8 protein-coding genes are annotated in these 12,447 nt (G+C 47.0%); 4 read left to right on the plus strand and 4 right to left on the minus strand.

The features are described 5' to 3' along the window. Positions 1–152: 152 nt before the first annotated feature. The 4 genes from VL525_RS09125 to VL525_RS09140 form a co-directional block, all read right to left on the minus strand. Positions 153–2,912 carry a DUF1080 domain-containing protein gene (locus tag VL525_RS09125; RefSeq protein WP_325385627.1) on the minus strand — a complete coding sequence of 920 codons (2,760 nt, stop codon included), beginning with the start codon at positions 2,910–2,912 and terminating at the stop codon, positions 153–155. A gap of 10 nt (positions 2,913–2,922) precedes the next feature. Next, positions 2,923–4,191 carry a Gfo/Idh/MocA family oxidoreductase gene (locus VL525_RS09130; RefSeq protein ID WP_325385629.1) on the minus strand — a complete coding sequence of 423 codons (1,269 nt, stop codon included), beginning with the start codon at positions 4,189–4,191 and terminating at the stop codon, positions 2,923–2,925. Positions 4,192–4,329: 138 nt separating this feature from the next. Continuing rightward, positions 4,330–5,040, minus strand: coding sequence for a DUF1080 domain-containing protein (locus VL525_RS09135; protein WP_325385631.1), 711 nt, complete (start codon positions 5,038–5,040; stop codon positions 4,330–4,332). Positions 5,041–5,253: 213 nt separating this feature from the next. Continuing rightward, positions 5,254–7,434, minus strand: coding sequence for a carbohydrate binding family 9 domain-containing protein (locus VL525_RS09140; RefSeq protein ID WP_325385633.1), 2,181 nt, complete (start codon positions 7,432–7,434; stop codon positions 5,254–5,256). 388 nt (positions 7,435–7,822) lie between these two features. Between VL525_RS09140 and VL525_RS09145 the strand changes: the two genes are divergently transcribed. From VL525_RS09145 to VL525_RS09160, 4 genes are all read left to right on the plus strand, one after another. Next, positions 7,823–10,300, plus strand: coding sequence for a DUF5686 family protein (locus VL525_RS09145; RefSeq protein ID WP_325385635.1), 2,478 nt, complete (start codon positions 7,823–7,825; stop codon positions 10,298–10,300). An 88-nt stretch (positions 10,301–10,388) separates the two neighbouring features. Beyond that, positions 10,389–10,742, plus strand: coding sequence for a four helix bundle protein (locus VL525_RS09150; protein ID WP_325385637.1), 354 nt, complete (start codon positions 10,389–10,391; stop codon positions 10,740–10,742). A 95-nt stretch (positions 10,743–10,837) separates the two neighbouring features. Then, positions 10,838–11,797 (plus strand): rhodanese-related sulfurtransferase, encoded by a 960-nt coding sequence (locus VL525_RS09155; RefSeq protein WP_325385639.1) that lies wholly within the window; start codon positions 10,838–10,840, stop codon positions 11,795–11,797. Positions 11,798–11,841: 44 nt separating this feature from the next. Further along, on the plus strand, positions 11,842–12,432 hold the full coding sequence (locus VL525_RS09160) for a hypothetical protein (protein WP_325385641.1): 591 nt from the start codon (positions 11,842–11,844) through the stop codon (positions 12,430–12,432). Positions 12,433–12,447: the final 15 nt, after the last annotated feature.

The following is a 12,447-nucleotide window of genomic DNA, read 5'->3' on the forward strand; positions in this document are numbered from 1 at the left end:
TCCGTTGCTGTCCTTAACGCGGAACGCCGCAATAAATAATAAACTATGTTATTGCGGGGAGGAACGACGAAGCAACCACGCCGCAAGCATAGCGACGAGATTGCTTCGTTGGCCGCGCGCCACCCGTCCTGCGCCTCGCAATGACAGTTAGTTTAATCCGGTAATTCCTTTAAATAAATATCCCGGTAATACACATGGTTCCCATGCGCCTGTAATTCAATCTGTTCCTTAGGGAATATCGGCAACTTGCGGTCCCAGTAATTATCCATCACCACATTATCTACTACTAATACACCATTTAGGTAAACGGTAACCTTGTCATCTTTCATGATGATGTGGAAACTGTTCCATTCGCCAATGGCATTGTCGGCCAGCTTTAAGGGTTTGCTCTCGTGCGCCTGGTTATTATACAAGCCACCAGAACCGACCTGTGCGCCTACGTCTACCCGCGACGTGTCCCAAACCTGCACCTGTGGCGAACCGCGCAGATATATACCCGCATCACCTTTCGGCTCTATCTTCCAATCCACATACATATCAAAGTTGCGGTATTGTTTGATGGTGCAAATGTTTTCGCCCTCGCCTGTAAAGTTCAGTATGCTATCCTTTACATACCAGCCTTTGCGCATAACGGAATCGGCCTTTTGCTGCGCTTTGGCAAGTGTAGCGGCATCCATTTTGCTGCGCACTATCGGGTTTTCCACCAGGCCTTTCCAGCCGGTCAGGTCCTTGTAGTTGAACAGATCGACAAATCCGTCATCCTTTGGCATTTCGGCAACAAACTTCTTAATTGCCTCACGCTCGTAATCCCCGTCGCCGCCGCGGCGCATGGCTATCACTTTATTCATGATCGTCCGCACATCGTTACCATAAAACGCCGGGTTTGACAAGCCAATACTCACTATCGCCGCTGAGGCTTGGGTTTGCAGTTGCGGATCGTCCAAATACCTGCCCGCATACAATAAAGCAACGTAGGTTTTATCGTTAGCCAATTCTTCCAGTACCAGTTTTTTCTGATCGGTATTGCGGGCAATGTCCATTGCTTCGCGTAAAAAGATCACCTTCTCATCTGCCGGGTAGTTCGATTTACCGATCAGCTCAACCAGCCCCCGCATAATACGGTTTTGCAACCCGGCATCAGTAGCATCTTTGCCAATGTGCAGTAATTCTCGCACCGCGCTGCCATCCGCCCATTGCGATAAAGCGGTAACCGCTGCTTTTTTAGTGTCAAGGTCGCCGCTGTCATAAGCTTTTGAAACCGCGGACAACGACGCTTTATCGCCTATGCTTGCCAGGATATTGAAGTATAATGGCTTCTTATTTGCGGGTGCCGCGTTCATTTGCTCCAGTACCACAGCGCTTTGTCCCCTGGCATCCTTCGACTGGCTAAATACCGCGATAATGGCCGCCTGTACGCCGGCGGTTTCATCCGCCTGTGTAGTTTTGCTGAGTAAGGCAAATAGTTGCGACAGGTTGTCTTCGCCCGCTATTTCTTTTAACGAATTGTAGGCCGCCAGCCTCACCGATGCATCGGGGCTGTTCAGCAGCGGCATAATGATATCTACCTTGTTATGAGCCCTGCGTTCAGCCAAAACGGCTATCAGCGCAACCTGCGCCTGTGGATTAGCATCTGGCAGAGCTTTGGCGGTTTTATCTACCACGGTTTTGCCTTTCATCACCATCAAAGCATCGCGAATGGCAGCAATTTCATCGGCATTGCCTGTATTTAATAATGCCAGCAAGTTGTCGATCACTTTATCCTGGCCTATCTGCTGTGAAGCTTTGATAGCTGCTAATACTACGCCAGCATCTTCGTTCTTTAATTCTTTAACTACAGCAGGTAAAGCAGCCTGCACATGGTTAAGTCCGAGCATGGTAACGATCTCCGCTTTGCGGGTGTTGTCAGCTTTTTGCATAGCCGCTATCCACGAGTTAGCCGCCGCCGGCGTAAGATAAGAACCGGCAAATTTCAGCGCCGCTTTGCGGTATTGTGCATTGTTATCCTGCATTACTTTGATTAGCAATGGCACGCTGGCCGCACCCTGCATATCCACCTGCAATTTCAACGCGGCGGTTTCTGTTTGCACCTGCCCTGCAAGGCTCGCTTTGGTCTGTAACGTTTTTGCCAAACGCAGGGCGGTTGCCTTTTGCCCATGTTTGCCCAAATTTTCAATATAAAGCAGGTACGACGATGTCGCATTGGTCTCATCGTAGGTCAACCCTACATTTTGCGCCGCGTTCGCCATCAGGTTGATAGAAACGGGGCTGGCAATGTTGGCCAGCGCATACAGCGCAACCTTGGTCAGCTTTTTATCCTTGCCGATAACCGCATTGATGCTTTTTACCGCCAGCGTATTCCGGCTGTCGCCCAATGCTTCCACCAGCGAAATTTTGCAGTCGCCCTGCGCGGTTTTAAGCGCCGCCAATAAAGCAGCCTTCGCTGTTAAAGAATTTACCTTTACCAGCGCCCTTGCTGCCGGATCGCAAAGTCTCGCATCGTTCAAATATTTCCTGAGTGCAGGCACGGCATCGTCCTTACCCACAATTTGCAGCTGGCTGATGATAAAGGCCCCGTTATACGGATCAGTTATTTTTGCCAGTGCTTTGCTGTAGGCCCTAACCGCCATTGCCCGCCAGGCCTCTTTGTTATTTTGCGTAACATAATAGGAAAACCCGCTGATGGCATCATAAATATGCGTATTGTCCGCTGTGCCGTTGGGCTGCAGCATGTTCAGCATGGCGGTTACGCCGATTTCGCCGAGCGCGGCTGTGGCCGCAGCATTAGCGTTTAATTCGGTCGCTTTGTTCGCCGGTTCTTTATCTAATATCGCCGTAATGCGGCTGTCCGACTGGGCCCAAACCTGGCTGCCCAATGCGGATAAGATCAAAGTAGTATAAAATATCTTTCTCATGTGGGTCAGGTTAAATGGTCCATGGGCCGCGCATTGGCGGCATTATCAGTTTGTTGGCGCCTTCATCGCCGATGAATTCCTGTTTCACCGGGTCGAACTTCAGGTTGCGGCCAAGTTTCAGGGCGATCAATCCCATGTTGACAATGGTGCACGAACGGTAACCGTTCTGTTCATTCAGCGCAAATTTTTTACGGGTTTTTACCGCTTCAATAAAGTCTGTAACCTGTGGTTCAGGGTCGGGGAACTCAGCTAATTTCTTCTCCAGGTCGGGGATGTCCGATTTGAAACCAGGGAACAATTTGCCTTTCGGCCCTTCGATATAAGGCACACCCTCAACCGAACCTTCGCCGTCGAGAATGATCTTACAACCATCGGCATAAGTATAGGTGATCTTACGCCAGGTGCCTACGGCATCAAAGTTTTGCTGCGGCGCATCGATCTCTACCGAAACCGGGCTGGTATCGTCCTTGCCTAAAAAGTACTGTATAGGGTCGATATAATGCTGACCCATATCACTCAAACCACCACCATCATAATCCCAGTAACCCCTGAAGGTTTGATGCACGCGGTGCGGATTATAAGGTTTGTAAGGGGCGGGGCCCAGCCAAAATTCGTAATCCAGTTCAGGCGGAACGGGCATTACCGGTAAATTGGTTTTGCCCACCCAATAAAATTTCCAGTCGAACCCGGTATGCCTGCCCACCGTCACCGTTAAAGGCCAACCCAGCATGCCGCTTTCTACCAGCTTTTTGATGGGTTTCACCGTAGTGCCCATGCCGTAGAAAATATCGTTAAAGCGGAACCAGGTATTCAGCCTGAAAATGCGCCCGTGCTGCTGCACGGCTTCCATCAGGCGCTTGCCTTCACCCATGGTATGGGTCATCGGCTTTTCGCACCAAATGTCTTTGCCCTGCCTTGCTGCATCGGCGGCTATGATGGCGTGCCAGTGGGGTGGGGTGGCCACGTGTACAATGTCCACCTCGGGCAGCGTTATCAGTTCGCGATAGTCGCTAAAAGTTTTTGCGCCATTGTTCAGCATTTTGGCGGTTTCGTCCAGGTGGCCCTTATCCACATCGCAAATAGCCACCACGCGGGTATTGCCGTAGGGGATATGGTTTTTGCCCATGCCGCCTACGCCAACAATGCCTTTGGTCAACTGATCGCTGGGCGCTATATAGCCCTTGCCCAGCACAAACCGCGGCACTATCGTAAACGATGCCGCCGCAATAGCCGATTTTTTTAGGAACTCGCGCCGGGTGTTTAGTTTTTTTTCTTCCATTGAGTCTGAAAATTTTAAAAGATCGTCACTTCGAACGATAGTGAGAAACCTTGTGCATCAGGATTGATAGTTATACTTCGTATATAAGATTTCTCCTCGTTCCTCGTCGAAATGACATTGAAAATAGAGCGTTTGTTATTACAATTCTTTGATCATGATATTTTTATAGAAAGCCTTATCGCCATGGTCCTGCAAAGCGATACCGCCGGTTTTGGCTTTGCCATAGTCAGCGTAATCCTTCCACTTGCCTTCCGCTCTTTTCTTGTTCCAATCGGCGTCCCAGGCGGTAAACTCCACTATCTTTTTACCGTTCAGCCAATGTTCCACATGGCCGTGATTAAATATGATCCTACTGGTGTTCCATTCGCCAACAGGTTTCAGCATTTTCTGGTTATTGGCGGTATGCATCGCATAATCGGCCCCTGCCTGCTGCCAATCTTCCAGTTTTTCAGGGAAATTAACATCATCAATGATCTGGTACTCTGGCCCGGTTTCGTAAGGTGCATGCCATTTGGGGCCTTCCTGCACATGGTACATCACGCCGCTATTGCTGCCTTTATTCACTTTCCATTCCCACTTTAATTCAAAATTGGCAAACTTCTTATCCGTCACAATATCACCTCCCGATGCATCTTTAGCCGCTCCGAGGCAAACCAGAGCACCATCTTCAATGTCCCAATTTTTTACCGTGCCGGTTTTGTTGTAGCCGTGCCAGCCTTTCAGGGTCTTGCCGTCGAACAGGCTGACCCATTGCCCTTTTTGAGGCGCGTGTTTTACAGCCTGGATAGTAAATGCCATGGTGGCAATTACCAGCAGTGACAATGCCGATAATTTGAATAGATTTTTCATGTCTGTTTTATTAGGTTAGTAAATGGTTAGTGTGACAGCGGCACTATCACGCAGGTAAATTTATAATAATTACCGAAAAGTGTGTGCGTGCACGATTAAAAATTAGCAATATTATAACCAACCCTCTTTATCGCTTGCGATAGAGAGGGTCGACGAGCGAAGCTAAGTCGGGGTGAGTCTTAACCACGCGATACTAATGTCAATGTTTTACCCTCAAATATTCCACCAATAAGTCCATTTAACTACCAACTGCCGGTTTTTTGGTGTATAGGGCGATGGCATTGAATTTTCGCCGTAAACAATAAATATATCCGACGCCGGGCGGTACCGCCACTGGAAGCGCGTATTCACATTCATGTTCTTTTGCTGGTCGTTATACTGTACATAAGTGGTGAAGTACAAATTGTTGGTAAAGGTAACATCCACCTTGGGGCCGATAAGCGTGAAGCGGGTGTCGCCATAAGGCTGCGGCAGGCGCAGGTCGGTATAATTGCCGTTAAGGGCGATATTGACATAAGGCTGAAAGCGATAGCCGATAGTACCGCTCAACGTTAGCCGGTGACCGCCGTCGTAGTAGCCCCCGCCGAGCGCTTCCACCTGGTAGGTAAACACGCTTTGTGGTTTCGACACCAGCAAAAGGTCTATCGAATTATAACGGTGCTGACTGCCAATGGCCAAACTGTCCTTACGGGTATTGGTCGGGTCAAACTTCTGCTGCAGCATCACATAATCGTTAATTCCCGATATGGTGAACGTACTTTTGTTGCGGAAGGTCATGATGTACGACAGGGCGCTTTCGTTGTCCGTTCGCTTAAAACTTTCATCAAAAAAGTAATTGGACGAGAACTGGATACCATGCGCAAGTATCGGCCCCTTTTTAGGAAAGAAATTACGCAGTATCAGTGGGCTTACCTTCACATAGCCTACGCGCGGCACGTAACCTACCGAGGCTGTATAATTCTTACCGACATACTCCTCCTGCAAATAAAGCTGCCAATGCCTGCTGAAATATTGGATATGGTCGGCCAATACCAGGTCGTGCCCGCTCTTGCCGGGTGTAAAAGACTTTAGCCCCATTAGTTTGCCCGTCCAAACGTTGCTGCTTGATGCCAGGTTGAACTCGGCGCCTATGGTGCTGTTATTAGCGGTATTTACGCCCGGCAGCGACCCGGTTATATCTTTGTTGATAAACATAAAGCCGATGTTCGACCGGTCGAGCACGCGCCTTTGCAGGGTTATCACACCATAATTAGCTGCTTCAACATTGTTATCAACCGAGTTGCCGGTTTGTATATCCATCGCGCCGATGCGCCAATCCTTGTTTAGTTTTCCCGTTAGCCTTGCGCCAAAATCAATAGGCTGATTTAAACCGATGCGCCTCGAAAAGAATGGCCGTATATCCGAATAGCCAAAATTGTAAAACAGGTCGCCGTTCTCCAGGAAGAATTGCCTTTTCTCGGGGAAGAACAGCTCGTACCTGTTCAGGTTCACCACCTGCTGGTCCACATCTACCTGCGAAAAATCGGGGTTCACGGTCAGGTCGAGGTTCAGGGAAGGCGTTAGCGAAATTTTTGCATCGCCGCCAAACTCCCTTTTGAAAGCTGCCGACGTTCCGGCCTGGTAATCTTTGGAAACACCGGCCAGCGCGTAGGGGATAATGGAAATGTTGCTGCTCGATGTCGGCGGATCTTCGTCCCACACCAAAGTGCCGGTGTAGGCTAATGCTGCCGTTGGGAACTGCCTCGGTACCGGTGCCCATGCCGATTTTTCGGTGGTCTTCAGATCGTTACGGCTGAAGTTGATTCCCCATTCTTTAATGCCTTTTTTGTATCGGATGCTTTTAAACGGTATCGAGGCTTCAAATACCCATTTGTCGGGATAGTTCTTTACGGCCGAATACCACTTTTGGTCCCACATCAGGTCGGCGCTGCCGCCGGCATATAAGGTGCCATCCCACTGCCCGCCGGCCGCATTGGCCCCGAACGTAAAACCGTCGGTACGGGCGTCGAAAGGGTCGATAAAAAAGATGAAATTATCATTTTTCTGAAAGGCCCAATCGCGTTTCATCGATTCCACCATATAGGGCCCGCGCAGCAGTTTATAATTGATAACAATGATGTACAGGTTGTTCTGGTCGTAGGTCATCCGTACCACTGTTTTTACCTTCGCCATGCTGGTGTCCATCGGCAAAACCATGTGGAAGTTAGCTGCCGAATCGGCATTCCGCCAGGCAGGCTCATCCATCACCCCGTCAATGGTTATGGGCGAAGCGGCCCTGCGGATATGGTACCGGTAGCCAGCGTTCACTTTTTGGGCGAAGGCATGGTTGCCTGCAATGCAGCAAAAGAAAATGAGGACCAGTTTAATGGCCTGCGCCGGGTAATGTTGTTTCAATATATTACGGTCTATTGTGTCGGATTGACGCCGTAATATAGCCGCAAAATATTGTTTTTAAAAGAAAACTGTTAACGCAACGAGTTATTTACAATTGGGGGGCGTTTTTTTGTCCGGACTAAGATTTGCAGGATCAGGGGATTACAGGATATAAGCAAAACAATAATGTGCGCAATTAAACAAATTATTTAAAATCAGTGATTCAGACAAATGTGTTAAGGATCAAATCATACGCCAGCGAGTCAAAAAACATAAAACGTCCCACGTGCAACCCATACCCAAACATCACAACCTCACACCCACAACAGTCCCAAAGTAACAATCCCACTCAAAATCCCTATTTTTCAAAACATTTTCTGTTACGCCTGTTATATGTGAGGCTTTGTTTATGAGGAAATATCTACTATTACTTTTAACATTTATCTGTTCGGTCGCCGCATTTGGGCAGAATACATATATGCTTACCGGCAGGATAACCGGCGTTGACGGCAAGCCTTTGAGCTTTGCCGCTGTCTATATCAAAAATTCCACTTACGGCACCAATGCCAACGAGCAGGGCAGTTATGAATTAAAACTAACCAGCGGTGATTACGATGTGGTGTACCGTTTTGTAGGCTACAAGGAATTGACGGAGCATATTACCATTGCCGATGCTGATATACAACATAATGTACAGATGACGGACGAGCAATATGCCATGCGTCGGTTCAGCCGTATCAAAGGGCAGCCGGCCGACTCGGCAGTGGGCATTATCAGGCACGTAATAGATAAGCGGCAATACTTTATAAACCAGGTAAACTCCTATTCCTGCGCGGCTTATGTGAAGGGGGTACAAAAACTGGTAAGCGCCCCGAAGATGCTGATGAGCCCTAATGTAAGTAACGCATTAAGTGTGGACAGTACAGGCAAAGGCATACTTTATCAAACCGAGTCCATTTCCAATTTTGCCTTTAAGCAACCGGACAATTTTAAGGAGGTGATGATATCCTCTATCTCTGCGGGCCAAAACGCAGCGTTTAGTTTTGACAAGGCATCGGATCTTTCGGCCAATTTTTATAAAGATATTTTTATGATACCGGGACTTAGCAGCCGGGGGTTTATTTCGCCCTTTGCAGGGGATGCGCCTGAATATTATAATTATAATCTTGTGGGCTCTAAATTGGAGAACGGCCTCATTGTGCATAAGATACAGGTTTCGCCAAAACACAAATACAGCCGGGTATTTACGGGTTATGTTTATGTGGTTGATGGCGACTGGCGCATTTACAGCATCGACCTGATGCTGACCGGCAGCGCAAACGCGCTGAACCTGGTGGATACTTTGCAAATAAGCCAGGAATACGTGCCCATACGCGACAGTGTTTGGGAACCTTTATCCATACAGTATAATTTTAACGGCAATGTTTTGGGTTTCAAATTTGAAGGCTATTACCTGGGCATTTATAACAATTATAAGCTAAACCCTGAATTTCCGGACGGTTACTTTAATGGTGAACGTATGCGGGTAGACAGTTCGGCCGATAACCGCAACCTGGCTGCCTGGCAGAAACTGCGGCCGGTGCCACTGACGGCACAGGAAAATAAGGACTATGCCAATAAAGCCGAAATAGCTGCCATGAACCAGGCACTTGAACAGGCAGGAGTGACCGAAAAATCGGGAAATCATTTCAATATCATACCCTACATACCGTTCGGCTACAAGCTATCGTTCAAGCATCACCGCGATTCCGTGTATGTCGATCCGTTCCTGCAGACGGTTTTTTATAACACCGTAGAGGGAGCGGGCATTAACCTGCGGGGCACCTTTGTGCACCATATCGATACCCTGCGCACCTACACCATAACCCCGAACCTGCGGTATGGCTTTACCGACAAAACAATGTATGCCAACATCCGCGGCGAGTATAATTACGACCCGCTGAACCGCGGCAAGTTTTTTATGGGTTTCGGAAAAAATATACTCGACCTCAACAATGTGGGTACGCGTTCGGTATATTTTAATACACTGAGTACCCTGCTAAGTGCGCGTAACTATGTAAAATATTATAGTTCAGAATACCTTAATTTTGGTTTTCAGCGCAACCTGAACGATAATTTACTGTTAAAAGCCGATCTGTCATACGCCAACCGCACGCAGTTGTATAACAACACACTTTATACTTTTAAGCACACAGTGGACAGTCACCTGACATCGAACAACCCATTGATGCCCGATGCGCCTGCTAATGAACGGTCGGAATTGTTCGCGCAGAACCAGGCGCTTACCCTAACTTCATCGCTTACCTACACGTTCGATCAGCAATATATAACCCGCCCTACCGGCAGGGAATTTTTACCGTCAAAATATCCGCAGATAACACTTACCTACCGCCAGGGTATCAAGGGTCTTTTCGGATCTGATGTGAATTATAATTTTGCCTCACTATCCATTTACCACGAACACCTGGATAATGGTTTGTGGGGATATTCGGCATTCAAGGTAGAAGCAGGGGATTTTTTCAATCATAGTTCCATCTATTTTATGGACTATAACCATTTCAAGGGCAACCAGGGTACCACCATCGACCCAACGCCTGGCAGCTACCACTTCCTGCCTTTTTACACCTACAGTACCGACGGGCCATATTTCGAAGGGCACTTTGAACATAATTTCGCAGGCCACTTTTTCAGCAGGGTACCTTTGCTCAGACAATTAAAACTGGACGAAATAGCCGGTGTAAACTTTTTAACCACCAACGATAACCGCAACTATACCGAGTTTTATTTAGGTATCCAGCGGTTCGTTTTCCGCCTGGATTATGGCGTTTCATTTGAAGGCAGCCACAAGTTTTTGCAGGGATTCAGGATATTCTATGGGATTAAGTAGTGGAGGTAGTCCGGAAGTCCGCATAAGTCCGGAAGTCCGCAAGTTTTATGCTTTTTTATTAAATTGCGGTCTCCCAAATTACCTTATCATGAGTTTTAAATTCGAAAAATTAAAAGTATGGCAGAAAGCAATTGATCTCTCGTCTGATATCAATGACCTTACGAAAACCTTCCCAAAAGATGAATTATTTGTTTTGACGGCACAGATCAAACGGGCAACAGATTCGGTTTCATTAAATATCGCTGAAGGATCCACAGGCCAGTCTAACGCTGAATTTAGAAAGTTTTTAACTTATGCTGTTCGCTCTGATGTTGAAGTGGTTGGATGTCTTTACCTGGCGAAAAAGCGAAATTTGATGGATGATAACAACTTTTTTAAACTGTACGCGCAATGCGAGGAGATTCTCGTTATGCTTAATGCTTTAAAAAATTCATTAGATTAATATTCTTCCGGACTTATGCGGACTTCCGGACTTTCCGACTAAAAATCGTAGATTTGTCCCTCATTAAACGCTGTTTGCAACAGTATCAATGTTTTATGGCAAAGTACAACACACTACTCTATTATTGCTATTCGGCAATAGCGGATGCGGAGCAATTTGCTGCCGATCATCTGAAATTTTGTAAATCGTTGGGTTTGGTTGGGCGCATTATCGTGGCTGATGAGGGCTTGAACGGTACCGTTTCGGGTACTTCAGAATCCTGCAAAACTTACATGGACACCCTGCATGCCGACGAGCGTTTCGCCGGTATCGATTTTAAAGTGGATGAGGTGGATGAACCTTCTTTCATCAAAATGCACGTAAGGTATAAGTCGGAGATCGTTCATTCGGGCCTCCGCGATCCCGGGATCATCAATCCGCAGGAAAAAACAGGCAAGCACCTGGAGCCAAAAGATTTTTTGGCGATGAAGGACCGCGACGATGTGGTGGTGCTGGATGTAAGATCAAATTACGAGCACTCGCTCGGAAAATTCAAAAATGCGGTTACGCTGGATATTGAGAATTTCCGCGATTTTCCGGCGAAGATCAATGAGTTGGCCCAATACAAGGACAAAAAGATATTGACCTATTGTACCGGCGGCATCAAATGCGAAAAGGCATCGGCCCTGTTACTGCACGAGGGCTTTACCGATGTGTACCAGTTGCACGGCGGTATTATCAAATATGGCAAGGAAGCGGGCGGCGAAGATTTTGAAGGCAAATGCTACGTGTTTGACAACCGCCTTTCGGTGGATGTCAACAGCGTTAACCCGGTGGTTATCTCCACTTGCTTCAATTGCGGTAAGCATACCGACAAGATGATCAACTGCGCCAATCCCGAATGCAACGAACACTTTACCCAATGCGACGAATGCGGCGTTGCCATGGAAGGCTGCTGCTGCGATGCCTGTAAAGAACATCCGCGCAAGCGCGAATATGATGGAACTGGTTATTATGTAAAGGTTCCGCAGCCGGTGAACGTGGCTAAAAAAGCCAAGATACAACTGGCGGAATAAGCGAATAATTGCTAAGTTTATCATGCAATTAAAACCAAGCCTCATTGAGACCCTTTTTGATTCTTCTCTCATTAGTAATTTGGACATGTGATCTGCACGCTCAAAATGAGTATGGCTGTGGAGTAGTCCAATTCAAAAAATTAACATCAATTTATGATAAACACGCAGTTACTGATTCTGACTTTGCAATTACGGTTAAGCTGGTAAAGCAGTTAGAAAAATTAAGGTGTGGGGACTATACAGGAAAAAAGAACGGCAGCGAGTATGTAATGGGAACCCGCACTCAACTATTTGGAGACATATGCCTTAAGAAAGATGATACCACGTCGGTAAGTGAATATATTAATTATCTGAACAGACAACACGGTTCAGCTGATGAGAATCTGAGTTATCAATTTGAACGGATATTTGAAAAACATCCGGAATTTGTATTGTCGAAAATCGGTAATAATAAATACCTGCTCGATCATCTTGTTCGGGGTTTTTGGAATAACCACTATTCCAAACATTTAACTACCAAAAACTACAAGCAAATCTTTTTCGAATATTACTCCCAACTAAAAGAGGATTATCCGCAATACAAAAAGCAGGTCGATTATTTGCTGCACTCAATTTATCTTGAAGTTAAAAGATAAAAAGATAAATTAGCC

The organism is Mucilaginibacter sp. (genome assembly GCF_035492695.1).
Lineage (GTDB): Bacteria > Bacteroidota > Bacteroidia > Sphingobacteriales > Sphingobacteriaceae > Mucilaginibacter.